Source organism: Arthrobacter sp. 10N418, from assembly GCF_056394725.1.
In genome coordinates this window covers 252,209-274,471 of sequence record NZ_JBFTIK010000003.1, presented here as the reverse complement: position 1 = coordinate 274,471, position 22,263 = coordinate 252,209, and the positions used below count along the sequence as shown (strand labels likewise).

Annotated in this window: 26 protein-coding genes and 1 pseudogene; 9 read left to right on the top strand and 18 right to left on the bottom strand. The window is 65.8% G+C overall.

The genetic code is table 11. The annotated features are described in order from the left end of the window. Nucleotides 1-647: 647 nt before the first annotated feature. Both AC1DCZ_RS04050 and AC1DCZ_RS04045 read right to left on the bottom strand, forming a co-directional pair. A complete protein-coding gene (locus AC1DCZ_RS04050) occupies nt 648-1,661 on the bottom strand; it encodes a medium chain dehydrogenase/reductase family protein (protein WP_476973468.1) in 1,014 nt (337 codons plus the stop codon). 164 nt (nt 1,662-1,825) lie between these two features. After that, nucleotides 1,826-1,990, bottom strand: coding sequence for a hypothetical protein (locus AC1DCZ_RS04045; protein WP_476973467.1), 165 nt, complete (start codon nt 1,988-1,990; stop codon nt 1,826-1,828). 423 nt (nt 1,991-2,413) lie between these two features. Here AC1DCZ_RS04045 and AC1DCZ_RS04040 point away from each other — a divergent pair, with 423 nt between their 5' ends. Further along, nucleotides 2,414-2,794: a hypothetical protein gene (locus AC1DCZ_RS04040; protein WP_476973466.1), complete on the top strand. Its 381-nt coding sequence runs from the start codon at nt 2,414-2,416 to the stop codon at nt 2,792-2,794. Between the two features lie 166 nt (nt 2,795-2,960). Continuing rightward, nucleotides 2,961-3,473, top strand: a complete 513-nt coding sequence (locus AC1DCZ_RS04035) for a hypothetical protein (protein ID WP_476973465.1) — start codon at nt 2,961-2,963, stop codon at nt 3,471-3,473. A 53-nt stretch (nt 3,474-3,526) separates the two neighbouring features. Here AC1DCZ_RS04035 and AC1DCZ_RS04030 read toward each other — a convergent pair whose 3' ends face one another. The 4 genes from AC1DCZ_RS04030 to AC1DCZ_RS04015 form a co-directional block, all read right to left on the bottom strand. Then, on the bottom strand, nt 3,527-4,057 hold the full coding sequence (locus AC1DCZ_RS04030) for a DinB family protein (RefSeq protein WP_476973464.1): 531 nt from the start codon (nt 4,055-4,057) through the stop codon (nt 3,527-3,529). A 173-nt stretch (nt 4,058-4,230) separates the two neighbouring features. Beyond that, complete coding sequence (locus AC1DCZ_RS04025) at nt 4,231-4,755, bottom strand: N-acetyltransferase family protein (protein ID WP_476973463.1); 525 nt, start codon at nt 4,753-4,755, stop codon at nt 4,231-4,233. Next, the gene (locus AC1DCZ_RS04020; RefSeq protein WP_476973462.1) at nt 4,752-5,102 is read right to left on the bottom strand and encodes an ArsR/SmtB family transcription factor; all 351 of its coding nucleotides are present in this window, start codon (nt 5,100-5,102) and stop codon (nt 4,752-4,754) included. Before AC1DCZ_RS04020 ends, AC1DCZ_RS04025 begins: the two co-directional genes overlap by 4 nt. Before the next feature lie 65 nt (nt 5,103-5,167). Continuing rightward, entirely contained in the window at nt 5,168-5,908 is a 741-nt protein-coding gene (locus AC1DCZ_RS04015; RefSeq protein WP_476973461.1) for an aquaporin, read from the bottom strand. Nucleotides 5,909-5,953: 45 nt separating this feature from the next. Between AC1DCZ_RS04015 and AC1DCZ_RS04010 the strand changes: the two genes are divergently transcribed. From AC1DCZ_RS04010 to AC1DCZ_RS03990, 5 genes are all read left to right on the top strand, one after another. Further along, the gene (locus AC1DCZ_RS04010) at nt 5,954-6,628 is read left to right on the top strand and encodes an arsenate reductase/protein-tyrosine-phosphatase family protein (protein ID WP_476973460.1); all 675 of its coding nucleotides are present in this window, start codon (nt 5,954-5,956) and stop codon (nt 6,626-6,628) included. Nucleotides 6,629-6,801: 173 nt separating this feature from the next. Beyond that, entirely contained in the window at nt 6,802-7,224 is a 423-nt protein-coding gene (locus AC1DCZ_RS04005; RefSeq protein ID WP_476897193.1) for an arsenate reductase ArsC, read from the top strand. Nucleotides 7,225-7,259: 35 nt separating this feature from the next. Then, nucleotides 7,260-8,636, top strand: coding sequence for an FAD-dependent oxidoreductase (locus AC1DCZ_RS04000; RefSeq protein WP_476973459.1), 1,377 nt, complete (start codon nt 7,260-7,262; stop codon nt 8,634-8,636). Between the two features lie 69 nt (nt 8,637-8,705). After that, on the top strand, nt 8,706-9,128 hold the full coding sequence (locus AC1DCZ_RS03995; RefSeq protein WP_476973458.1) for an arsenate-mycothiol transferase ArsC: 423 nt from the start codon (nt 8,706-8,708) through the stop codon (nt 9,126-9,128). A gap of 223 nt (nt 9,129-9,351) precedes the next feature. Continuing rightward, nucleotides 9,352-9,741, top strand: a complete 390-nt coding sequence (locus tag AC1DCZ_RS03990) for a VOC family protein (RefSeq protein ID WP_476973457.1) — start codon at nt 9,352-9,354, stop codon at nt 9,739-9,741. Nucleotides 9,742-10,044: 303 nt separating this feature from the next. Here AC1DCZ_RS03990 and AC1DCZ_RS03985 read toward each other — a convergent pair whose 3' ends face one another. The 7 genes from AC1DCZ_RS03985 to AC1DCZ_RS03955 form a co-directional block, all read right to left on the bottom strand. Then, nucleotides 10,045-10,920, bottom strand: a complete 876-nt coding sequence (locus AC1DCZ_RS03985; RefSeq protein WP_476973456.1) for a hypothetical protein — start codon at nt 10,918-10,920, stop codon at nt 10,045-10,047. Nucleotides 10,921-10,996: 76 nt separating this feature from the next. Beyond that, nucleotides 10,997-11,653: a response regulator gene (locus tag AC1DCZ_RS03980; protein WP_476973455.1), complete on the bottom strand. Its 657-nt coding sequence runs from the start codon at nt 11,651-11,653 to the stop codon at nt 10,997-10,999. Next, entirely contained in the window at nt 11,650-12,912 is a 1,263-nt protein-coding gene (locus AC1DCZ_RS03975; protein WP_476973454.1) for a sensor histidine kinase, read from the bottom strand. Before AC1DCZ_RS03975 ends, AC1DCZ_RS03980 begins: the two co-directional genes overlap by 4 nt. Before the next feature lie 139 nt (nt 12,913-13,051). Further along, nucleotides 13,052-13,966, bottom strand: coding sequence for an alpha/beta fold hydrolase (locus tag AC1DCZ_RS03970; RefSeq protein ID WP_476973453.1), 915 nt, complete (start codon nt 13,964-13,966; stop codon nt 13,052-13,054). A 119-nt stretch (nt 13,967-14,085) separates the two neighbouring features. Beyond that, entirely contained in the window at nt 14,086-15,372 is a 1,287-nt protein-coding gene (locus AC1DCZ_RS03965; protein WP_476973452.1) for an ABC transporter permease, read from the bottom strand. After that, a complete protein-coding gene (locus AC1DCZ_RS03960; protein WP_476973451.1) occupies nt 15,369-16,067 on the bottom strand; it encodes an ABC transporter ATP-binding protein in 699 nt (232 codons plus the stop codon). Before AC1DCZ_RS03960 ends, AC1DCZ_RS03965 begins: the two co-directional genes overlap by 4 nt. A 93-nt stretch (nt 16,068-16,160) precedes the next feature. After that, nucleotides 16,161-16,751, bottom strand: coding sequence for a TetR/AcrR family transcriptional regulator (locus tag AC1DCZ_RS03955; protein ID WP_476973450.1), 591 nt, complete (start codon nt 16,749-16,751; stop codon nt 16,161-16,163). 141 nt (nt 16,752-16,892) lie between these two features. On the opposite strand from AC1DCZ_RS03955, the gene AC1DCZ_RS03950 reads away from it, so the two are divergent. After that, nucleotides 16,893-17,147: a hypothetical protein gene (locus tag AC1DCZ_RS03950; protein WP_476973449.1), complete on the top strand. Its 255-nt coding sequence runs from the start codon at nt 16,893-16,895 to the stop codon at nt 17,145-17,147. A 211-nt stretch (nt 17,148-17,358) separates the two neighbouring features. Here AC1DCZ_RS03950 and AC1DCZ_RS03945 read toward each other — a convergent pair whose 3' ends face one another. Together AC1DCZ_RS03945 and AC1DCZ_RS03940 are read right to left on the bottom strand one after the other, a co-directional pair. Continuing rightward, nucleotides 17,359-17,856 (bottom strand): GNAT family N-acetyltransferase, encoded by a 498-nt coding sequence (locus AC1DCZ_RS03945; RefSeq protein ID WP_476973448.1) that lies wholly within the window; start codon nt 17,854-17,856, stop codon nt 17,359-17,361. 124 nt (nt 17,857-17,980) lie between these two features. Beyond that, nucleotides 17,981-18,095 (bottom strand): annotated as a pseudogene (locus tag AC1DCZ_RS03940) (TetR/AcrR family transcriptional regulator); the annotation flags it as partial. Nucleotides 18,096-18,260: 165 nt separating this feature from the next. On the opposite strand from AC1DCZ_RS03940, the gene AC1DCZ_RS03935 reads away from it, so the two are divergent. Continuing rightward, the gene (locus tag AC1DCZ_RS03935; RefSeq protein ID WP_476973447.1) at nt 18,261-18,635 is read left to right on the top strand and encodes a hypothetical protein; all 375 of its coding nucleotides are present in this window, start codon (nt 18,261-18,263) and stop codon (nt 18,633-18,635) included. A 281-nt stretch (nt 18,636-18,916) separates the two neighbouring features. On the opposite strand, the gene AC1DCZ_RS03930 is transcribed toward AC1DCZ_RS03935, so the two are convergent. The 3 genes from AC1DCZ_RS03930 to AC1DCZ_RS03920 are packed head-to-tail and all read right to left on the bottom strand — an operon-like array spanning nt 18,917 to nt 22,187. Then, on the bottom strand, nt 18,917-19,846 hold the full coding sequence (locus tag AC1DCZ_RS03930; RefSeq protein ID WP_476973446.1) for a carbohydrate ABC transporter permease: 930 nt from the start codon (nt 19,844-19,846) through the stop codon (nt 18,917-18,919). After that, nucleotides 19,843-20,934 (bottom strand): carbohydrate ABC transporter permease, encoded by a 1,092-nt coding sequence (locus AC1DCZ_RS03925; RefSeq protein ID WP_476973486.1) that lies wholly within the window; start codon nt 20,932-20,934, stop codon nt 19,843-19,845. The genes AC1DCZ_RS03930 and AC1DCZ_RS03925 overlap by 4 nt, the downstream gene beginning before the upstream one ends. Nucleotides 20,935-20,936: 2 nt before the next feature. After that, nucleotides 20,937-22,187: a sugar ABC transporter substrate-binding protein gene (locus tag AC1DCZ_RS03920; RefSeq protein WP_476973445.1), complete on the bottom strand. Its 1,251-nt coding sequence runs from the start codon at nt 22,185-22,187 to the stop codon at nt 20,937-20,939. Between the last annotated feature and the right edge of the window lie 76 nt (nt 22,188-22,263).

The window sequence follows — 22,263 nt, the reverse complement described above, 5'->3', positions numbered from 1 at the left end:
CACCGCCTTTACCGTGGAGCGGACTCCCCGGGCAGTCTTTGAGGCCATCACAATCGTCGGCGGCTGGTGGTCGCAAGAAGTCCAGGCGTCACCGACCAGGTCTGGACAACTACTTCAACTTCATCCAAGACCAGACCGAATGGCAGGACACCCAAGTCGTCGTCGAGATCTCCGAACCGGCCGGGCCGAGGTCCGCTTCGCGCACGTAGGCCTGGCGCCGCAGTACGAGTGTTATGAGGTGTGCTCCAACGCGTGGGGCGGCTACCTTGGCTGCAGCCTGCGGAACCTGATTAACACCGGTGAGGGCCAGCCCAATCTGAAGGAGGCCGGCGACGCCCCGGCCCACCAGCAGGCCGCCAGTGTGCTGCGCAGCGGTAGCTCTCCGTGCCCGAATCGCCCGTCGGTGAACTGGAAAGGACAGAACCACGTCGGCACCTTTCCGGCGAGCACAGAGGTTATTCACCGACCTGTGGACCTGGCGGACCATGCCCGGCTCGCCGCTTCAATCGCGGGCCTTCCACCCGGGGCAAGGCAGCCGGGTGCGGCCCGCTCTGCGGAGCGGGCCGGGAGATGTGCGGCCGGCGCCGGGCACTAGCTGTACTCGGCCAACGGGGGCGTCGCCGACGAGGAGGCAGCCCTTTCCCGGCTTATGGCACGAGCACGATTTTTCCCGCCGCAGCCGAGGACTCAAGCATCTCGTGAGCGCGACGAGCGTCGGACAGCGGCAGGCGCGCAGCCACGACCGGGTGGATCTCGCCGCGACGGAGCAGTTCGAGCAGAGTGTGGAAGTCCTCCCGGAACCAGTCCTGGTGGCGGATGCGCAGTTTCTGGTTCCGGTAGGCGAGCACCCGCCGCCGGGGTGAGAGCAGACCCCAGAGCGCGACGCTGATCGTGGCCGCGTACCACTCGGCCCACCCCCGCCAGCTCTTGCGCCCGAGCTTGAGTGTGGAGTAATGGCCGAACACGACGAGCCGTCCGCCGGGCCGCAGCGCGCGGAAGGAGTGAAGCGACAGTGCGCCGCCGAGCCCGTCCAGTGCAACATCGACGCCGTTGCCGGTCAGTTCGCGCACCCGCACGACGAAATCTTCGTTGCGGTAGTCGATCGCGACCGCGCCGAGGCGCTCGACCGCGGCGCGGTCACCAGCTGAAGCGGTGCCGTAGAGGCGAAGACCTGCCAGCGCACCGAGCTCGAGGACCGCGGTGCCTACCCTGCCGGCTGCACCGTGCACGAGCAAAGTCTCCCCGCGCTTAGCCATAGCCACACGGTGAAGCAGCTGGTAGGCGGTCATGAAGGGGAAGACGAGGCTCACGACCTCCGCCGGGTCGAGGTCTTCGGGCACCTCGACCGCGTATGCCTCGGGCACGCAGACGAGCTCCGCGTTCGCGCCCCATACCGTCAGCGCACCGACGCGGTCCCCTTCCCGCAGCCTCGAGCAGCCCTCGCCCAGTTCGTCGACGACACCCACGAGCTCGTAGCCGGGCGTGAACGGCGGCTTCGGCACGCCGAAATATGTGCCGGCGCGCAGCAGGGAATCGGTAAATGACACGCCGGAAGCCAGAACTCTGACACGGACCTCGCCCGGACCCGGTCGGGGATCGTCGGCCTCCACCACCAGCAGCACCTCTGGACCGCCGAAATGGTCGACGACGACACGCTTCATAGGCTCAGCCTACGCCGGCCGCTGGCCGTCAGATCAGGGACTTTAGTCCGGTCGCAGACGCCGGGTCGCATGGTGGCGACGATCCCTCCTAAGCCCTGTCCGTGGGGAGCCAGGTTGTCGCGAGCAGTTGTGACGCCGGAACACTTCAGGCGCCCGTTTCAGGCCTACTCGCTTGGGGAGTCGGGGCCCAGGAGGGTACGTGCGTGGGGGATCGCACGTCCGACGTCGTCGTCGAGGTCTCCGGTGGGCAGTGAACCGAGTTCGCCGCGGAGCAGCCCGACGCCCTCGAGCAGCACGTCGTACTGGACGTCGATGAAGTTGTCGCTCACCCAACTGTGAAGACACATCAGAAGCGGGTTCGAATCGAGCGCGACAATTGAGCCCGTCCACGTGCGACGAGAAGTGCCTGCAGGGTACCTGCCTGGCCGGCTCGGAACATTTTGCGGTATCCGATTTCCGGAGTTGCCAAAAACCATCAGGGTCTTTAGTCCCTATCCGGGAGTCCGCCGCGGGCGTGAACTGGAAAGGTGCTCAGGGCAACAACCTCCGGAGCGACAACGGTCCTATAGATCCGGACCACGGCCGCCGGCCAGGATCCCGGCGCGACGCCACCCATGGCTATCACATACATATCTCCCGGTGTCTTCCCGGGGATCGCGTCAGCAATCCGGGATCGTGGCCCCGTGGGCAGCATGCCTGCCCGGCGACGGCTCGGGGACCGGGGATATGGACTTCTCCAAAGGATAAAGTTCATGAAAAAGACTATTCGCATCATCGGAACAACTGCCGTGACGGCTGCTTTGGGTTTGGGTGCCAGTGCCCTGCCCGCCAGCGCCGCTGTCAGTGCCACCGCCAACTCCTGGAACCAGTCCTCGTTCCAGAACAGGCACCAGATGCAGGACAACACCCGGCACGATACCCAGCGCGGCTGGTTTGACGGCGAGGACCGGTGGCACAGCAACTCCGACGGCTGGGGTTGGCGTGACGACGACGGCAAATGGCGTGACGACAACGACCACAACGGCTCGTGGACGGGCCATGACGGCTGCCGGCACGACAAAGACGGGTTCTTTGACCACAACGGGCAGCGGCACGACAACAACAGGCGCCACCACCGCACGATCACCTGGTGACCGGGCCCTGCTGAGGACCCGGAGAACAGGCCTGGTCGGGGCGGCGGGAGCAATACGCGCCGCCCCGATCCCGCTCACCGGGGTTTCAACTCTGCAGGCCCGCCCGGACTGAATAAGAACGACATTCATGCTGGGGCCGTGCTGGCCCCGGAAGAAAAGGGCATTCATGAACCAGCACCTGGGAGCGCAGATGACGGCGCGGTGCCGGCACGCAGCGGCGGAACCCGCGCGTCCGGCCGCTAACGACGACGGCGTCCGGCGCCGGCTCAGGGCATTCACCGGGGCCGCTGTGGCCGGCTCTTTTGCCCTGCTCGCGATTGCAGCGCCGGCAAACGCCGATGGCGGAGATGTACTGCGGACCGGAAGCGGCAGACTGCTCAGCCACGGCGCAGAGGTTCAGGTGCGCGTCAGCTACCGATGCGAGGAAGGCCGGATCGCCGGCGTCGGGATCTTCCTGACACAAGCCAGCCGCCACGGGCCTGCTGTCTTTGGAGGTGCCGGGTCCGGGCAACGGTCATGCACGGGGGAGACCGAAAGTGTGATCTTGACGGTCCGTGCCGGGAGTGGCCACTTCAGGCGGGGCTCCGCCTCCGAAACAATGTCCCTGTTTACCAGCGCACCCGGGACCCCGGATGAGACCGGGCAGCTCACGGAGACCATCCGCCTGGATCGCCGGTAAGAAACCGCGCCGACCACGTCCGCGAGGGACGCCCACCTTTTCGCTTGGCGCACCTAGCCGAGTGGATGGCTCAGAGATAGCTGGCGGGCGTGAAAGTCGAAGTGAAGCGTGGGGTAAGCGTAGACGTCGTTGAGTGTCATGGCCGGGGCGAAAAATGGGTCCCACCGGTCCGGGAAGGGCATCGATCCTGATAGCGAGGTCGGGCTCTCACGGTCCAGTCTGCGCGTGATGGCGGTGATGGTGGTATCGAGTTTCCGGAGCATTCGGTGCCTGTTGTAGACGAGGGCAGCGGCCCGGGAACCCCAGTAATTCACGACGTCAAACGGGCGTGTTCCGGCATTCAGGACGGCGGCGAACGCTTTGCCGACTGGTTCGGGGAGCCTGACGAGGACGTGGACCATCGGAAGCAGGGCGCGGACGATCATGTATCCGAAAACCATGTGGAATAGCAGTTCTTCGTTGGTCCACCGGGTTCCGCTACTGCCGCGCCGAAGGTCCGCGGCGGTTGCGCTGTCGAGCCAGCCGTCGAGGGCGTGGCGGGCGCGGCTGTATCCGGCCATGATTTCCGCTGTGTTTGGTTCCACGTCGGGCTGTCCCCCTCTTCAGGACTGAACCCGCATGCGGTCCGGTAGTGTTCGCGATTCGTTGCTGATGGCTTCATTATGGGTCGCGACAGGGCGGGGCGGGAACGTTGACGGCGTCAGGGGCACAAACAGTCTTCTGCGGTCGCCTGAGGCGGGGCCGGATCTGGGGCTGGTCAGATGACGGCGGAGCGACGTTCGATCAGGACGGTGTCGCGCCACTGCCCGGTGCGCGGCCCGTGCGCCATTCGGGCGACGCGGTGTCTGCGTCCGACGACGACGAAGCCGTTGGCGAGGTGGAGTCTGAGGCTGGCTTCGTTTTCGGGGAAGACGCTGGCCTGGATGGTCCAGATTCCGTCAGCCTCGGTGGAGTCTGCCAGGGCCCGCAGCAGCGCTGCGCCCAGGCCCTGTCCGCGGGCAACGGCAGCGACGTACACGGAGTGTTCGACCACGCCGGAGTACGCAGAACGGCCCGACGTGGGGGAGACGGCGGCCCAGCCAAGGACCCGACCGTCTGCAGTTTCGGCAACGAGCCGGTGGCGGGTCAGTTTCGAGTTGTTGAACCGTTCCCAGTCGGGCACCTCTGATTCGAAGGTGGCGTGGCCGGTGGCAATCCCCTCACGGTAGATCCGCTGCACGGCCGGCCAGTCGCCGTCGCGCATGGGGCGGATGGTGACCGCGGACAGTTCCGGCGCGGTCACAGGGTCGCCAGGAGGGCGGCTGTCTGTTCGATGGCACCCGGAACGAGGGAGTAGTACGCCCAGGTGCCGCGTTTTTCGCGGTGCAGCAGGCCGGCGTCGACCAGGATCTTGAGGTGGTGGGAAACGGTGGGCTGGCCCAGACCCAGCGGCCCGGTGAGGTCGCAGACGCAGGATTCACCGGAGGCTTCGGCTTTGACCATGGAGAGCAGCCGCAGCCGGTTCGGATCGGCCAGCGCCTTGAAGACCACGGCCTTCCGCTTCGCGTCCCCAGCACCCAGGGCAGGTATTCCTGCCGGGGCGCAGCAGGCTTCGTCCGTGACGGGCTCGAGCATAGGCAGCGAGTTCATGTATCCATTATGCCTCGATATTGACAATCATCAATGTATGAGCCTAAAGGCGGGGCTGGTGAAGGTTAGGAGCTGGCCGTCTCGGCGCTGTGCCGAAGAACGACGCCGTCCGCGGCGCGGGCCGCGGCGGGAAACAAGACAAGGAGGAGGCCCAAGCCGACCGCCGCACCGACCAGCTGTGCGAGGACGAAGGCGGGAACGGAGGCCGGTGCGATGCCGGCGAACGTGTCACTGAAGATGCGGCCGACAGTCACGGCCGGGTTCGCGAACGATGTCGAAGACGTGAACCAGTATGCGGCGCCGATGTATGCACCCACCGCCGGAGCGGCGAGGACGCCACGGGAGGTGGCTGCGAGGGCGAAGATCAGCAGGACCAGCCCCGCGGTAGCCACAACCTCGCCCAGTAGATGCCCCGTCGTTGCGCGCTCCTTGGCGGAGATTGAGGTGCTTACGTCAAACATGGCGTTCGCGACCAAGCTGCCACTCACCGCACCCACGGTCTGGGCGGTCACGTAGGTGACCAGCTCCGGAAGGGTCAGCCCGGTACCGCTGCCTCGACCCAGGACCCAGTCGGCGAGGGAAACCACGGGATTGAAATGCGCGCCGCTCACGGGCCCGAGCATCAGGATCAGCACCGTCAGGCCCAGGACCGTGGCGGTGCTGTTCTGGAGAAGCTGGAGGCCGGTGTCACCGGGGGAGAGCTGCTGGGCGGCGATCCCGGAGCCGACGACGATGGTCACGAGCAAGCTGGTGCCGAGCAGTTCAGCGACGGCTGGTCGCCACAGCGGTGGCTGGTTGGAGGTCATGGAAACAGCTTGACCGAAAGAATTAACTCAGTCAAAATTGAATCAATGAATATTGAGACAGTGGGCGGGTTTCGGGCGCGGGTGGCCAAGCACGCGGCCCTCGCCGATCCCGCGCGGCTGCGCATCGTTGACCTGCTGACCCTGGGGGACTTCGCCCCGACCGAGCTACAGGCAGAGCTGGGCATGCCGTCGAATCTGCTGTCCCATCATCTGCGCACTCTGGAAGAGGCCGGGCTGGCAGTGCGCCACCGCTCCGAAGCCGACAGGCGCCGCAGCTACATCCGGCTTGCTGCCGGCGCTCTGGAGGGCCTGGTGCCGGGGGCCGCGCACGGTGCGCGCCGCGTCCTGTTCGTCTGCACGCGAAACAGTGCACGCTCCCAGCTGGCCGCCGCACTCTGGCGACAGGCCAGCGACATCCCATCGATGTCGGCCGGAACACATCCCGCCGACAGCATCGCCCAGGGCGCCGTCGAGGTCGCCAGCCGTCACGGCATGGACCTCGCCGGCATTCGTCCTCGCCAGCTGGACGCGGTGGCGGCGGAAGGGGACTTGATGGTGACCGTGTGCGATAACGCCCATGAGGAGCTGGCCGGGCAGGGCGACCTCCACTGGTCGGTGCCGGATCCGCTGCGGCTTGGTACTGAGGAAGCCTTCGAGAAGGCCTTCGAGGACATCGCCCACCGTATCAACGGCCTCGCTCCGCGCATGCTTGCTGCCTAGCTTGGCGTGGTGGGGCCCGCGTCACGCAAACATTGACAATCATCAATTTATAGTCCAATACTGTCTATATCGATCAACATCAATATCCCGCTTTGGCGCTCCACCGTGTCTGACGCAGGCCCCCTGCCGGCCCGCGCTGCATCCGTCACCGAACTAAATCCAGGAGAAACTCCGTGAGCACCGAAACCGCCAAGAAGCCCTCCGTCCTGTTCGTCTGCGTCCACAATGCCGGCCGCTCCCAGATGGCCGCCGCCTTCCTCACCACCCTCGGCGAGGGACGGATTGAGGTCCGCTCCGCCGGTTCCCAGCCCGCCGACAAGGTCAACCCCGCCGCCGTCGAGGCGATGGCCGAACTGGGCATCGACATGTCCGCCGAGATTCCCAAAGTCCTCACCACCGAGGCCGTAAAGGAATCCGACGTCGTGATCACGATGGGCTGCGGCGACGAGTGCCCCTACTTCCCCGGCAAGCGCTACGAGGATTGGGTCCTGGAGGACCCCGCCGGCCAGGGCGTCGACGCCGTTCGGCCTATCCGCGACGACATCAGGACGCGCATCGAGGACCTCATCGCGTCCCTGATGCCCGCAGCCCAGTAACCAGCCCGGCACCGACGAACGAAACAGGGGACACCGTGGATCCAGCGAAGAACCTTCCCGTTGCCGTGATCGGCGCCGGGCCCGTGGGCCTGGCCGCCGCGGCCCACCTCCTCGAACGCGGACTCGAACCGCTGATCTTCGAAGCTGGTCCTTCCGCGGGCGCCGCCATCGAGCAGTGGCGCCACATCCGGCTGTTCTCCCCGTGGCGGTTCAACATCGACGCCGCCGCCGTCCGCCTGCTCGAAGCCGACGGATGGGAATCGCCCCGGCCCACGGCGCTGCCCTACGGCGGGGAGGTCATCGACAATTACCTGACGCCGCTGGCCGCTCTTCCCGGGATAGCCTCGCGTCTGCAGACCGGCGCGCGAGTCATCGCGGTCACCCGCCAGGGCATGGACAAGACCCACACGCGTCACCGCGAGGCCACGCCGTTCGTCGTCCGGGTCGAGCACGAGGACGGAGAAACCCGGGACCACGCGGTGGCCGGGGTCATTGACGCCTCCGGCACCTGGTCCGCGCGCAATCCGCTCGGCACATCCGGGCTGCCGGCCATCGGCGAACACTCGGCAGCCGAGCGGATTTCCTCGCCGCTCCCGGACGTCACCGGCCGTGACCGTGGCTCGTTCGCCGGCCGCCGTGTCCTGGTCGTCGGCGCCGGCCACTCCGCCGCCAACACCCTGATCAGCCTCGCCGACCTGGCCAAGGAAGAGCCGGACACCCGGATCCTCTGGGCGGTCCGCGGCGCGTCCGCCGACAAGGTCTACGGCGGCGGCGACGCCGACGGATTGCCCGCCCGCGGCCAGCTCGGTGCCCGCCTGCGCCGCCTCGTCGAGGCAGGCACCATCGAACTGCACACCGGTTTCGGAATCAGCTCGCTGAAAGCCCTCACCTCGCACCTGACCGTCGAATCCGTTGACGGCCGGACCTTGGTGGCTGACGTCGTCGCGCCCTGCACGGGCTTCCGCCCGGACCTGCATATCCTCCGGGAACTCCGGCTGAACCTGGACCCCGCCGTCGAAGCACCCGTGGCGCTCGGCCCGCTCATCGATCCGGAATTCCACTCCTGCGGCACCGTTCCCCCGCACGGCGCGGCACTGCTGGCCCACCCGGATAAGGACTTCTACATCGTGGGCATGAAGTCCTACGGCCGGGCGCCGACCTTCCTGCTGGCGACCGGCTACGAACAGGTCCGGTCCGTCGTCGCAGCCCTCGCCGGGGACCGCAAAGCCGCGGACACCGTCCAGCTCGAACTCCCCGCAACCGGTGTCTGCTCCTCCGACGTCGGCACCAGCTGCGAGGTTCCGGCCGCAGCCGCCGTCGCATCCGAGTCCCCGTGCTGCTCCGCTCCGGAGCCGGTGCTGGTCGGTTTTCCCACCGGACTGGCCCACGGCCGCCACTGCGAAAACACCTGAACCGGACTCCCCGTCGGCGAACCGCGCCAGTGGATCGCTGGAATGACTGAACAAGGAATAATCAAGAGCATGACCGAGACCTCGAAAACGCCCAGCATCCTATTTGTCTGCAGCAAGAACGGCGGAAAATCCCAGCTCGCCGCTGGCCTGATGAACCAGCTGGCCGGCGGGGCCGTTACCGTCTACTCCGCGGGCACAAAACCGGGCAAGTCGCTCAATCCCCAGGCCGCGGAGTCCCTGGCCGAGCTCGGCATCGACATCACCGGCGAACACCCCAAGCCCGTCAGCGACGCGGTCCTGGACGCGGTCGACGTCGTCGTCGTCCTGGGCAACGAAGCAAAAGTCGAGCCCCGCGAGGGTCAGCGGCTCGAGGTTTGGGATACGGACGAGCCCTCCGAACGCGGCATCGAAGGCATGGAACGCATGCGCCTGGTCCGGGACGACATCAAGGCCCGGGTCCAGGAGCTGCATGCGGAGCTTGCCGGAAAATAGGCCATGCCCCCACCAGCGCCATCGCGAACACCGGTCGCAGAGGGAACGCCAAGCCGGTAGCGGAATTGGCCGGGCAACGGAACAGCGCAGGCGCGATACCGACAGTCGCTAGTCCGGCCCCGGAGGAAAGCAGATCGCCGCCGTCGCCTCTCATCGCGGCGCTTCCCGAAGAAACGGGATGAAACGGGGGAGCTGTTCGCGCAATGATGGTAGGGTCCGGGACATGGAAATGCGCCTTGAGGTTATCCAGGTTCCGGTCTCCGATGTGGACCGGGCGAAGACGTTCTACACGGAGCAGATGGGATTTGAACTCGACCACGATGTCGAACACATTCCAGGGATGCGGGTCGTGCAGCTCACACCGCCCGGCTCATCGGCGTCGATTGTTATCGGGACAGGCATGCACAGCATGACCCCGGGCAGCCTGGAAGGGTTGCAGCTTGTTGTGGCCGACATGGCTTCGACCCGGTCCGAGCTGCTTCGGCGCGGTGCGGACATCAGCGATCCCCACGACCTCGGCGGATTCCTCTTCGCCTATTTCAGCGACCCGGACGGCAACCGCTGGGTCCTCCAGGAAATCGCGCCCAAAGGTGCTTCCAACACCTCGTCATAGCAGAGCTGGAGCCTGTTCGTCTTCGGTCAGGCTTCAATGATCGAGGCAAGTTTGACGGCGTTTTTTGTCCGGCCCAGGTGCAAGTCAACGTGCGCTGCCCGGCTGGTTGCCCGGCAAGATCCAGCCGCCGGACACCGAGCAGCTGGAGGCTTGCGGTGTCGATGGCGGTGCCGGCGTCGGTGGTGCGTCGTGTGGCCGCGGAGACGTCAGGAACTGCATCGTGTTTTGGTCCGGCGCTCTGCACGACGACGGGCTGGGTCAGGAGTGCCGTGCCGGAACCCGTGAACCACGGCTGGTCGGGCGCTATCTGGCGGTAGCTGTCAGAGCTGTTGCCTTTGCTGCAGCGGTCCGGCGAATCTCCTTGACCTGCTCGATCTGCGGGGCAAGTTCCTGCATGCGGGTCGTCACGTATTTATCCAGGACCCTGTCCAGCGCGGCATGGAACCCCGTCTTGTCGCGGCAGACGGCGTCGGTGACGGCGATTTTGAACTCTTCCTGCCCGCCCGCAGCCCGACCGGCGTCAGCGGCCTGATGGGGATCCGCGTACGACGAGTAGGGGGACTCTTTCATGCACGTTTTCCAGTCCATTATGGCTTTGTCGATGCCGGAATCGCCCGAGGTGGACAGGCTGGCCGGAAAGAACGAGTTGTAGGCGATGCCGGTGGCGAGCATGTAGTTTTCGGCGCTGCCGTAGATGGTTCTCATGGCTTCGCCACGGCATCCGCCGGATGCGGTGCCCGTTCCTTCGACGTGGGTCATCGTTGCGGAGCCATTGGGCCCGGTGAGGGCGTTGGTGAATGCCGGGTTGGCAAAGAGTTGGCCGTCTCCTGTGTCGACTGTGGGTTCCCGCGGCCCGTGCGGCCCGAGGCTGGCGTAGCCGCTGGCCTTGGCGGCGCCGACGGTCAGCCGTTTGAACCCGATGGCACCGTTGAGGTCCAGTGTCAGGTCCATTGCGGGGGGCGTGTAGTCGAAGCCGGCCTTGGCCATGCAGAGCCGGACAGCCTCCTGCATGCCCTTTTCGGCGATCGGATCGGCTGACGCGTAGGTCTCGGCCTGATGGGTGATCCCCGAGACAGGTTCCGGGGATGCGGTAACTGGCGCGGCCGGAATGGCAGCCGCGGCGAGCGCGACGGCGGTGCCGGCTATCAGGACGGCGGTGCCGAGAGTCTTCTTTTTCATTGTGGCTCCTTAGGGCGTTTGGGCGATGCGGTGGCCGGCCCCCCGGGGGGGAGGCCTGGGTGATTGGTCAGAAAGGCTAGGTCAGTAGGTTCTTTTCGTGGGCGAACGCGACGAGCTGGATCCGGTTCTTGAGTTTGAGTTTCGCCAGGATGCTGCCCACGTGGGACTTCACGGTGGCTTCGCTGAGGACGAGCGACGCGGCAATCTCGGCGTTTCCCAGGCCTTTGGCGGCCAGGAGGAAGACGTCGCGTTCCCGCCCGGACAGGTCGGCGAGCGCCGCGTCGTTGCCGCTGGAGGGGGTGGTGTAATCGCGCAGGAGTTCGTTGGTGAGAGCCGGGGCGATGACCGAGTGGCCGGCGTGCACGGTCCGGATGGCAGCGAGGAGGAACTCCGGTGTGGTGTCCTTCGTCAGGAAGCCGGCGGCACCGGCCTGGATGGCGCGGACGACTGCTTCGTCGTGCTGGATGGTGGTCAGGACAATGATCTTCGTGGACGTCCCGGGCGTGGCTTCCAGGATCTTCCTCGTGGCGGTGATGCCGTCCATGACGGGCATTCGAATGTCCATCAGCAGTACGTCGGGACCTGCCTCCTGCACGAGAAGGACGGCGGCCTCTCCATTGATGGCGTCTCCGACGAGGTCCATGTCGGACTGGCTGCGCAGGATCATTTTGAGTCCGGCGCTGAACAGCGGCTGGTCATCTGCCAGGGCAACCCGGATGGGTGCGGCGGTCATAGCCTGGCTGCCAGGATCGGCAGGGGCTCCGCGTCCGGGGCTCCAGCGGCTTCTTGGCGGGTGCCTGCCGACGGGAGGAATGCCAGCACCTCGAAGGTCTCCTCGCCCCGGACCGTTTCGACCCAGCCCGCCGCCGCTGCGGCGCGCGTTTTCATCCCGGCGATTCCCCGGCCCGCCAGGGATGGCTCCTCGCTTGGCGTGAGGTCACCCGCGGCAATGAGGGAGGAACGGACACGAAGCTCCAGGGATGTTGCCGTCCAGGCCAGGTGCAGGCGTGCGCCCCTGCTCCGGTCCGCGTGTTTGAAGGCGTTGGTCAGGCTTTCCTGTGCCAGCCGGAATACCGTCTGTTGCTGCAGGGGCGTCAAGTTCCAGGGCGTGCCCGTCGTGACGAGTTCGACCGGCATGCCGCTGGAACTCAACCGTCCGGCAAGAACCCCTAGCTCTTCGATGCTCCGCAACGCGGGGTCCGTCATCTCTGTGGAGAAATCTTCAATCAGCCGGCGCGTTTCGACCAGCGCTGTCCTGGCTGCGTCAGCGATGACCCGGGAAGCCTCGTCGACGGCGTACGGTTCCGTCCGGTGGACGAAGCGCATTCCATCGGCCTGCGCGACGATGACCGTCAAGGAGTGGGCAAGGACGTCATGGAGTTCCCTGGCGATTCTGTTGCGTTCTTGTTCAAGAGCAAGCTCAGTTGCGGTTGCCCGCAGCCGGGCCTCCGCTGCGAGCTGGGCTCGCCGGCTTCTCGAGGCGTTAATTACTGCCATCCCCACGGCCCAGGCCGCGAGGTTCAAGGCGGCGAACGCTCCGAAGATCAGAAAAGCGTAGGTGAGGGACCGCAGGAACCCCCTGCCATAGATCTGTGTGCCGAAAATGAAATTGATCCAGGTCTGGTCGGTAAACCAGTTGACTGTTGTAACGCCGGCAGAGACGACAGCTGCAAGGGGAACAATCCACCGGTTCCGGGTTTTCCAGCCGATCATGGCAAAGAAGATCACGACAGGAACCGCGGCGTAGCTGAGCACTCCCGAGAGCAGGACCAGCGGCAGGACCCTCACGCTCTGCAGCACCAGAGCGATGACGACAAGAACCAGAGCCGCGGCCGGCAGGATCTCGGCCACAGCGACGCCGGTCAGGAGGGCCAGCAGCAAGGCACTGTTCTGATCGAAATGGCGCTGCTCCAGAACCAGAAGCGTCCCCAGAAGCAGCGCAGCCGTAGCCGGTGCCGCCAGCGGCCTCAGGTACGTGAGTTTCCTATACATGCCTTCACCCTAAGCAGGGATTCACAACCCCGGTGCGCAATCCGCCAAGGTTCCGATCGGAGGATGAGGAAGTTCCCCCGGAATGATGACGAATCTGCATCACATCAGGGCAGTGCGGACGGGCTGTCCGCAGGCGACCTCATGCGGACCGCAGGTCATCGAGCAGGCATTGCACTTGCTCGGGCTGTTCGACGTTGGCGAAGTGGCCGCAGCGCGGGATGGTCACCAGCCGGGCGTGCGGGACTACTTCGGCCAACCGGATCAGGTCAGACGGCGGCGTGAACACGTCCTCGCCCCCGCGGGTTGCCAGGACCGGGCAGAGGATGCTGCGCCACTGGCCAAAATCGTAGCGGGCCACGGCCCGTGCAGCCGCGGCGAAGCTGGCAGGCCGGGCGTCAGCGCCGAGCCCGCTGATCACCCCTGCGGAGATGGCCGTGGAGTCTGCGAAGAGCGGGGACACCAGTGCACGCATCACAGGTGTGGTCCCGATGGTACGGAGCAGTGCAGGCCCTGCCGGGCCGAGGGCCGTCAGTGAACGCATGGCCAGCAGCATGCCCACAAACGCAGGGAACCCGGACACGCTGCGCAGAGGACGCCGGGACGCCTCGGACACACCGAAGGTGGTGGCCGAAATCGCGGCTACACTGATGGTCTGCTCCGGCCACGCCGCGGCAATGTGCAGTGCCAGGAAGCCTCCCATGGAGTGGCCCACGAGGTTCCACCGCCGGTACCCGAGCGCGGTCAGTACCTCGATGACAGCGCGTGCCATCGCCTCAACGCTGAAATGTTCCAGCCGGGCGCCCTCCGTGGATTCACCCCAGCCCGGCAGGTCAATGAGTACCCGATCATAGGCCGGTGCACCGGACAGCAGCGGCCGGAACGTAGTCCAGGATCCGGCGGCGCCGTGAAGGTAGACTTCCGGGCTGCTGGACGCGGGACCCCGGCCTCCGGTGCCCGGCTGGACTCGGACCGTGCAGGGACCCAGTTCCGAGGGGAGGACATGCCGCCGCAACGTCTCCGTATCCGTGCGCGCGGTTTCCTGCTGAACACTCATGGCCACCTTCTGCTCTTAGTCTGTGCAATTGATTCGGAGCTGCAGGGCTGGCGGACCGGACTCGCCTCCTGCTGTCCCGAATGGCCGGCGGCCGGCAGGAAACGGTCAGCGGGCGCGGCTTATTCGTAGCGGAGCGAGTCGATGGGGTTTTGCCGCGCGGCCCGCCAGGCCGGGAGGGTTCCGGCGATGAAGGCGATGGCCATGACCAGGAGGATGACTCCGGCGACGGGACCCGGGGCGAAGGCGAGGATGTGCAGGCCGGCCAGATCGCTGAGGGGACCGCGGGCGAGGGCGCCGCTGACGGCGGTTCCGAGCCCGATCGCGGCAGCGGAGCCGATGGCGCTTCCGAGGAAGCCGATGAAGGCCGCCTCGGTGCTGAACAGCCCGAAGACTGATCCGCTGCCCATGCCCATGGCTTTCATGAGGCCGATTTCCCGGGTGCGTTCCTGCACGGACATCAGCAGGGTGTTCACAATTCCGAACCCGGCCGCGATCAGGGCGATGACGGCGAAGGCGTCCAGGACGCCGATGATCCCGTTGATGACGGTCTTGACGGTGCCGATCCGGTCATCGAGCGTCTGGGCGCTGTAGCCGGCGGCGGCCAGCCTGCTCTTCATCTCGGTGACCTGCGCGGCGGTGGACGGGGCGAAGGTCGCCGTCGCGTCCGCCCATGCGGTCTTCGTTGCGGCCGGTGCTCCGGTGCCCTGGGCATCCGCAAGGGCTGTCGAGAGGGATTTGTTGACGAATGCGCCGCCGCCGCCGAGCAGGGCGCTTTGTTCAATCCCGGTGATGCGGGCAGTGATGGGGTGCAGCGTCCCGGTCGCGTCGGTGATGCCGATGGTGGCGTCCTGGCCGACAGCCTGGTTGTTGTCCGTGAACCCCAGCGGCGCCACGTAGCTGGCGGGAAGAATGAGCTGGAGTTCGGTGCCGGAGTCGTCGAGGGCAGTGCCCGCCGCGAGTTGCGGCTGGGCGCCGGCGAGGGGGCTCACGGAAAGCTGGTACTTGTCGCCGTTGCTCCATTGGACGTAGTCCGGGTTGAGCCTGATGACCGGCGTGACCGCGGTGATGCCCGGGATGGCGCCGATCGTGTCCAGGTCGGCCTGGCCCAGGGCCAGCTGGGTTGAGCCGGGCCTGCCGCCGGCCGCGAGGACCCGGGTGCTGGGATCGTATTTTTTCGGCCCGGAGGCGGTATTGCCGCTGGTATCGGCCTTGCCCACGGTGAAGGCGTTGCTGGAGCCGACGGCGGCGACCTGGGTATCGATGTAGTTTGAGATTCCGGTGCCGAGGCCGTTGGTGATGGTAAGGGTGAACGCCCCGACGAAGATGGCCAGGATGGTCAGCGAGGTGCGCAGTTTGCTTCGGAAGCTGTTCGTGATGGCAGTCTTCAGGATTTCGAGCGGTTTCATGCCGCGTGCTCCTCGTCGGTGTTGATCAGCAGGCCGTCGCGGATATAGAGACGGCGGTTGAAGCGGGCTGCCAGGTCGTGGTCGTGGGTGACAGTGATCAGGGTGATGCCGTGGCGGGTGTTCAGGTCGAACAGGATGTCCTCGACGATGCGCCCGGTGGCGGTGTCCAGGTTTCCGGTGGGTTCGTCCGCGAACAGGACCTGCGGGGTGTTGACCAGGGCCCGGGCAATCACGACCCGCTGTTTCTGGCCGCCGGAGAGGTTTCCGGCCTTGTTCCGGGCCTTGTCGGCCAGCTCGAGCTGTTCCAGGATGGCCATTCCGCGTGTGCGCCGTTCACGCGCTCCGACGCCGGCGATCTTGAGGGGGAGGACAACGTTTTCCAGCACGGTGGAGGACGGGTTGAGGAAGAACTGCTGGAACACGAAGCCGAACATCGAATTCCGCAGCGCGTTGAGCCGGCGTCCGTTCAGGGTCTTCGCGTCTGTCCCATCGACCTGGATCTGGCCGCCGCCGGGGGTGTCCAGGAGGGCGAGGAGGTGCATCAGGGTTGATTTGCCCGAGCCGCTCTTCCCCACGATCGCCACGGAATCGCCGCGGTCGATCTCCAGGGAGACGCCTTTGAGGGCATCGAAGCGGTCGGGCCCGCGCCCGTAGGTTTTGGTCAGGTCTCGGGCGGCCAGGATCGGCACAGACATGGGGTTCCAATCAGGAGTCGGAATGGGGTCTTGGGATTGCAGGGCAGGGAAGACTGGAACGCCGTCGGGCCGGCGAAGTGCCAAACGGAGAGGTCAGAACCCGGGCGGCAGAAGTCCGGCGGAGATGCGCGCCGCAGCGTCGAGGATCTCATCCTCGCCGGCATCGAGATCGCGGGCGGCCATGCCCGTCATGTTGATGATGAGCAGGGAAAACCGAACCCGGAGCTGGTCTTCGACGCTCGCGTCCGGAGGGGTCAGGATGGAGAACAACTCACTGACTACGGCGGCCATCCCGCCTGGCTGTCCGGGTTCGCCCCGAATGTCGCGGACCAGGCGGTAGTTGGCGCCGAGGAAGCGGAACATCCGCAGGCCCTGGTCGTGCATGATCGCCGACCAGCGGGCGAGCACTTCACGGCGCAGGCCCGGGCCGGGCTCCTGCGCACGGGCCCATTCCACCAGGGCGGTGACCTCGGCCAGCATGGTCTCGATCAGCGCCCGCACGATGCTTTCCTTGCTGGTGAAGTGGTAGTACAAGGCGGCTTTGGTGATGCCGAGCTGTTCGGAGATCTGCCGCATGGACGTCGACTCATATCCCTGATCAGCGAACAGGCGCAGTGCAACGGACTGGATCTTCGCCCGCGTCCCGACTGCACCGGCGGTTGCTCCGGCTGCCGTGTCACTCATTATGCGACCACTGCCTTCACTTCTAGGGGTTTCCGCCGGACGACGGAACTGAAAACTGACACTGGTAACTAACCGGCCGGTAAGTACGATGCTAACCCTACGGCATGCAGGCCTTAGAGCAACTTCCGGAGGACACGAGGCATGGAAAGAGACAGCCAACCCGGACAGACACGGCTTGCAACCCGGACAGACACGGCTTGCGCCCCGGCAGATCATCGCCGTGCTGCTGGCGCAGCTGGACAACATGATCGTTGCCCGGGCACTGCCGACAAGGCCATCGCCGGGGCCGCGCTCCTGGCAACCGGTCTGTTCCTCTTTTCGACGATCGGCCCGGACACGCCTGCCTGGCTCTCCGGGATCTACACGGCCGTCCTCGGCGCCGGCATGGCTGCATGATGCAGACCACCAACCTCATGCCCAGAACAGCGTCCACATCAAGGACGTCGGGGCTGCTGCGGGCTCCAGCACTTTCGCCCGGAACATGGGCGGATCCCTGGGCATTTCCGTGTTCGGTTCAACCTATGCCAGCCGCCTGCCGAAGCGGCCGCCGAAGAACTCGCCGTCTAAGACCCGGGTCCGTGGCCTGTCCGGTGTTGCTGTCCCGGTTTCAGTCGTAGTCCGTGTCGGTGTCATCGTCCGCGAGGCGGCGGAAGTCCCTGGAGAGGTAGAGGGCCATCGCCGCTGCGTTGTTTTCGTCAACGGCGACCCTGACCGTGGTGCGGCCCAGGATGTGCAGGGCGTGCAGGCAGTGCCGGAGGAGTTCTTCGGCCACGCCTTGGCGGCGGTGGTCCGGGTGCGTGAAAAGGTCCTCGATGACTGCTTCGCCGTCGCGTTCGGCGATGATGATGGCCGCAGTGATCTGACCATCAGGTCCTGAAGCTACAAGCGATGCGGCCTCGGCGGGCCGGGCCGGGCCTTCATCGATGGTGGTGCCGATCCAGCCGAGACCGCCACCACGCTGCCGTGCGGCACCGCCGGCATAAGCGTGCCGATGCAGACTGGTGAGCTCGGGAAGATCATCGGGTTCCATGGGCCGGACAGGGATGCGTGCTTGCGTGGTGTTCTGGTGTCCGGTGACTGCAACCAAGGTGATCAATGCGTTCATGACGGTGCTGCCTTCCGCGGTGCGCGGACGACACCGTTGAACACAGTGTCCGGCATTGTGCCTGCGCGCGGAAGACACAGGAAGGCAACGATCTCAGGGGTCCGTGGACGCCGATGGCTATCGCGGCGGGGACGGGGGCGAGGGCGCGGAGGCGGGGGATGTCCTTGGGCGGAAGACGGTGCAGGCCCAGGCGTAGAAGGGCTTCGTTATTCCGCCGGGTCGACGACTAATTTCTGCAGCGGGTGCCAGCTGGAACCACCACACCCCTGGCAGCGGATGCAGCGGACGGTGGCATCATGGGAGCCATGGGGGAGTATCGACCGGCGCCGACATCAACGTCGCGGACCTTCAGGACCGCTTCCGCGCGGCCCGTGGCGGTCATGATCTAGGGTGCCGCGGCCCTGATGGTTGGCTGGCTGGTCCTCGCAGGCGGCTGGGCGGCCGTGGCCGGCCCTGCCCCGTGGCTTGGCCTGGCGGCCTGGGTTGCGTATGTGACGCAGTGGCAACCGTGCCTGGTGGTCGACGGGTCCACTTTCGCGGTGGTCAATGGTGTGCGCACGCACCGGATTCCTGTCGGCGTCATCGAGGATGTCGGGGTGCGCTACACGGTGACCGTGACGGCGGCCGGAAAGCGGTACCGCAGCTGGGGGTGCGCCGACACCGCCCGGTGCGTTCGGTGCCGGCGCGGTGCAGCCCCGGGACTGGAACCTGCGCCCGTACAGCATGCTCCCGTCCAACGAACGGGCATCGCAGCCGCCTCAGGACCGCACGGAACGTGACGCCATCGTCCGTGCCTGGCGCGACGCCCGCGCAACCGGACGTCCCGCTGCTGCGCAGACGGTGACTTCCACCTGGAATAGCCCGGTCATTGCTCTCGGGGGAATCAGCGTTCTGTGGTGCCTCGCGGCCCTCGGGCTCTTCGGCCGGTAGCCACGGCCACGGCCACAGGGTGCGCTGACGGCGTCCCGCGCTTCCGCCACGTTCGACGCCGGCCCCAAGGCGCCCGCCGATTTGGACCGGCCGGGGGACGGGTCTCTGAATCCGCACCGGCCGGGTGTTGCTATTCCTTAACCGCTCCGGCTGTGGCGTTCATGATCCGCTTCTGGAAGATGAAGAAGACGACGGCGACGGGGATGGTCATGATCGCTGCGGCGGCCAGCTTCAGCGGGTACTGCGTTCCGGCACTCAGCTGGCCGGAGGAGAGCTGCGCGACGCCTTTGGTCAGGGTGGTCAGTGCCGGGTCCTGGGTCGAGACGATGAAATGGCTCAACTCGTTCCAGGACCCCTGGAACGAGAGGATCACGATCGTCATGACCGCGGGAACGGACATAGGCAGGACGATGGACCAAAACGTGCGGAAGGTTCCTGCCCCGTCGACCTTGGCTTGTTCCTCGACGCTGACGGGGATGGATTCGAAGAAGTTCTTCATGATGAAGACGCCGGCGGCGTCGGCGAGCAGCGGGATAATCATGCCGAAGTAAGAATCGTAGATTCCCAGCTGGTTGATCACGAGGAACTTAGGGATCAGGAGTACAACACCGGGAACAGCCATGACGGCGATGAGCGCGGCAAAAACCGCAGACCGGCCACGGAAGCGGAGTCGGGCCAGGGCGTAACCGGCGAGCAGGTCGAAGAACACGCGGCCGACGGTGACCAGGACCGTGACGACGATCGAGTTCTTGAACCACAGCGGGAAATCCGAGTTCAGGAACAAGCGCTCATAGGCGGCGGTGGTCCACGTCGCCGGCACGAGGGACAGCGGATCGGCGGCGGCACCCGGTTCGGTCTTGAACGACGTCGCTATGTTGACGAGGAACGGAAAAATGTAAACGGTCGCCAGCAGGATCAGGACAACGTAGTCCGTCCAGCCCCAGGTTGCGGGTTTCCGCACCCGAGACGGTGCGGGCCCGGGCCGTTGGCCGGGCGGCATCAGACGTGCGGCCTGGTTCTCAGCATCAACGGTCGGGGCACTGATGGGGGATACGGTCATTTGGTTCCTCCCTTGGGCAGCGGCGGATTAAACCGTTTGCGGCGCGGAACGGTGGTGCGTTCGCGCAGGATCAGCCGTTGAATGATGGCGAAGAAGATGATGATGGCGAATAACAGAAAACCGATGGCGGCGCCCTGGCCCCATTGCTGGTTGTTGAACGCAGTGCTGAACGACAGATAGGCAGGCGTCAGGGTGGTCTTGGCGGGGCCGCCCTGAGTGCCGGTATAGATCTGGTCGAAGACCTGCCAGGTGCCGATCAGGCCCAGCGTGATGACGGTGAACAGCGTAGGGCGCAACATGGGCAACGTGATGAACCGGAAGCGCTGCCAGCCGGTGGCGCCATCGAGCATGGCGGCCTCCTGGAGTTCGCCTTGCAGGTTCTGCAGGGCTGCGATGAACAGCAGCATGAATGTTCCGGATGTGGTGAAGACCGCCATCAGGATGAAAGCGGACATCGCCACGGAGGGTCCGGACATCCAGTCCCACCAGCTGACACCCAGGAAGGAATGGCCGGCCAGGGAAGCCGGCGCGGTTGTGATGCCGAGGCTGCCGGCTGCAAGGTGCAGCACCCCGTCGGGGTCCTGGAACCAGTTGGGTCCGGCAGCGCCGACCAGTGCGAGGAGTTTGTTGACGACACCGCTGGCGCTGAAGAGGAACAGCCACAACACTGTGATGGCCACCGAACTCGTCACCGACGGAAAGTAGAAGGCGGTCCGGAAGAAGCCCCGTCCCTTCAGGATGCGCCGGTTCACCAGCACCGCCAACAGCAAGGACAGCGCCGTCTGCAGCGGGACGGTGAGAATGACGTAGTAGAAGTTGTTCCGCAACGCGGTCCCGAAATCGCGCTCCGCCAGGCCGCCGCCCGCGAGGATGGCGCTGTAGTTTTCCGTTCCGACGAAGTTGGCGGTACCTGAGAACGGGCTGCCGCGGCCGGTCCAGTCGGAGACGCTGACCCACGCGGCCATGCCTACCGGCAGCGCCAGGAAGAGTCCGAGGATGATGACCACGGGCGCTATGAAAAGCCACCCGGTGGCGTTCTGGCGTCCATGGATGCCTGAACGCCGCCGGGTGAGCAGTTGTGGTGCCATGGTCATTTGGCCAGGACCGCGGTCATTTCAGTCTGGACGGAGTCCAGAATGGTCTTGGGATCGGAGGTCTTAAGCGTGGCCAGTTTGGCGTTCAAGTCCTTGATGACATCCGCTGCGCCGGGCTGGGAGGGAAGCGTCTGGGCGTATTCGGCGCCGGCCAGGGAGGCGGCCTGGGCCGGGAAATCGGACTTGAACGCTGCTGCTGCGGACTGGACGGACGGCATCACGCCGAAGGCCTTGGCGAAGCCGATCTGGCTCTGCGTACTGGTCAGCTGTTCCACCAGCTTTTTCGCGGCCGGCTTATTCTTGCTGTCCGCGGCAATTCCCCAGCAGTTGGTGAACTGCAGGGTCCCCTTGCCCTTAGGGCCGGCCGGAAGCTCCACGGTGCGGTATTTCACGCCGGGGTAGTCCTTGGACAGTGCGCCGCCGATCCAGTTGCCTTCGATGGTCATGGCGGAGAGGCCCTTGCCGAACGCCTCGCCGCCCCAGCCCGCTCCGAGGTCGGAGGAGTACTTCGCTGTTCCATCGGTGAGCAGGGACTTCACGAAGCCCAGGGCCTGGACGTTTTCGGGGCTGTTGAGGGTCGCCGTCTTGCCGTCTGCACTGACGAAGGAGCCGCCGGCCTGCGGGAAGAAGGCGCCCACGCGGGCGACTTCGGGGCTGAACGCCAGACCGGTCGTCGGGCCGGTGGTAAGTTTTTTGGCCGCCGCAGCCAGGCCGTCCCAGCTGGTCGGGATATCGGCGTCAGTGAGTCCGGCGGCCGCCCATTTGTCCGTGTTGATCACCAAGGAGAGGGTCGAGAAATCCTTGGGCGCGCAGTAGAGCTTGCCATCGTAGCTGAACGCCTTTGCCAGTCCCGGGTAAAAATCGCCCTTGTTCGCCAGCGAATCACCGTATGGCTCGAGTGAGCCGTTCTTTGCGAAGCCTGCGAACTGGTCGGTGGAAACGTAGAAGACGTCCGCCGGTTTGCCGGAGGCGAAGCCCTGGCTGAGCTGCTGGACCATATCGGAGGCGACGTTGACGGAGGCCTCGGTCCCGGACGTTTTTGACCAGTCGGCCACCGCGGACTTGACGGCCGTCGTTTCGGCGTCACCGGAGCTGCCGATCAGGACGCTGATGGGCCCTGAGCCGGTGGCTTCGGCTGTCCCGCTTGCGCTGGGGCTGCTGAAGCCTGAGCCGCAGGCGCTGAGTGCCAGGGCTCCAGCAACGGCGGCTGCGCCTGTGACCGTTCGCAGGGTTCGGGTTCTTGCCATGGGTCAAACTCCGTTTCAGTTATAGCGTGCCCATCGTTGGGCGCGCAGCGAATCATGGATTGTCGGGTGGTTTTTG

Bases quoted from the DNA above. Each gene is read 5' to 3' on its own strand.
- AC1DCZ_RS04020 (WP_476973462.1), bottom strand. From the start codon at position 5,102: ATGAACTCGCTGCCTATGCTCGAGCCCGTCACGGACGAAGCCTGCTGC.
- AC1DCZ_RS03930 (WP_476973446.1), bottom strand. From the start codon at position 19,846: ATGACCGTATCCCCCATCAGTGCCCCGACCGTTGATGCTGAGAACCAG.
- AC1DCZ_RS04050 (WP_476973468.1), bottom strand. From the start codon at position 1,661: ATGAAGCGTGTCGTCGTCGACCATTTCGGCGGTCCAGAGGTGCTGCTG.
- AC1DCZ_RS03985 (WP_476973456.1), bottom strand. From the start codon at position 10,920: ATGAAAAAGAAGACTCTCGGCACCGCCGTCCTGATAGCCGGCACCGCC.
- AC1DCZ_RS04040 (WP_476973466.1), top strand. From the start codon at position 2,414: ATGAAAAAGACTATTCGCATCATCGGAACAACTGCCGTGACGGCTGCT.
- AC1DCZ_RS04010 (WP_476973460.1), top strand. From the start codon at position 5,954: ATGAATATTGAGACAGTGGGCGGGTTTCGGGCGCGGGTGGCCAAGCAC.
- AC1DCZ_RS03980 (WP_476973455.1), bottom strand. From the start codon at position 11,653: ATGACCGCCGCACCCATCCGGGTTGCCCTGGCAGATGACCAGCCGCTG.
- AC1DCZ_RS03955 (WP_476973450.1), bottom strand. From the start codon at position 16,751: ATGAGTGACACGGCAGCCGGAGCAACCGCCGGTGCAGTCGGGACGCGG.
- AC1DCZ_RS03990 (WP_476973457.1), top strand. From the start codon at position 9,352: ATGGAAATGCGCCTTGAGGTTATCCAGGTTCCGGTCTCCGATGTGGAC.
- AC1DCZ_RS03935 (WP_476973447.1), top strand. From the start codon at position 18,261: ATGGTTGGCTGGCTGGTCCTCGCAGGCGGCTGGGCGGCCGTGGCCGGC.
- AC1DCZ_RS04015 (WP_476973461.1), bottom strand. From the start codon at position 5,908: ATGACCTCCAACCAGCCACCGCTGTGGCGACCAGCCGTCGCTGAACTG.
- AC1DCZ_RS03945 (WP_476973448.1), bottom strand. From the start codon at position 17,856: ATGAACGCATTGATCACCTTGGTTGCAGTCACCGGACACCAGAACACC.
- AC1DCZ_RS03975 (WP_476973454.1), bottom strand. From the start codon at position 12,912: ATGTATAGGAAACTCACGTACCTGAGGCCGCTGGCGGCACCGGCTACG.
- AC1DCZ_RS03920 (WP_476973445.1), bottom strand. From the start codon at position 22,187: ATGGCAAGAACCCGAACCCTGCGAACGGTCACAGGCGCAGCCGCCGTT.
- AC1DCZ_RS03960 (WP_476973451.1), bottom strand. From the start codon at position 16,067: ATGTCTGTGCCGATCCTGGCCGCCCGAGACCTGACCAAAACCTACGGG.
- AC1DCZ_RS03970 (WP_476973453.1), bottom strand. From the start codon at position 13,966: ATGAGTGTTCAGCAGGAAACCGCGCGCACGGATACGGAGACGTTGCGG.
- AC1DCZ_RS03950 (WP_476973449.1), top strand. From the start codon at position 16,893: ATGGAAAGAGACAGCCAACCCGGACAGACACGGCTTGCAACCCGGACA.
- AC1DCZ_RS04035 (WP_476973465.1), top strand. From the start codon at position 2,961: ATGAACCAGCACCTGGGAGCGCAGATGACGGCGCGGTGCCGGCACGCA.
- AC1DCZ_RS03925 (WP_476973486.1), bottom strand. From the start codon at position 20,934: ATGGCACCACAACTGCTCACCCGGCGGCGTTCAGGCATCCATGGACGC.
- AC1DCZ_RS03995 (WP_476973458.1), top strand. From the start codon at position 8,706: ATGACCGAGACCTCGAAAACGCCCAGCATCCTATTTGTCTGCAGCAAG.
- AC1DCZ_RS03965 (WP_476973452.1), bottom strand. From the start codon at position 15,372: ATGAAACCGCTCGAAATCCTGAAGACTGCCATCACGAACAGCTTCCGA.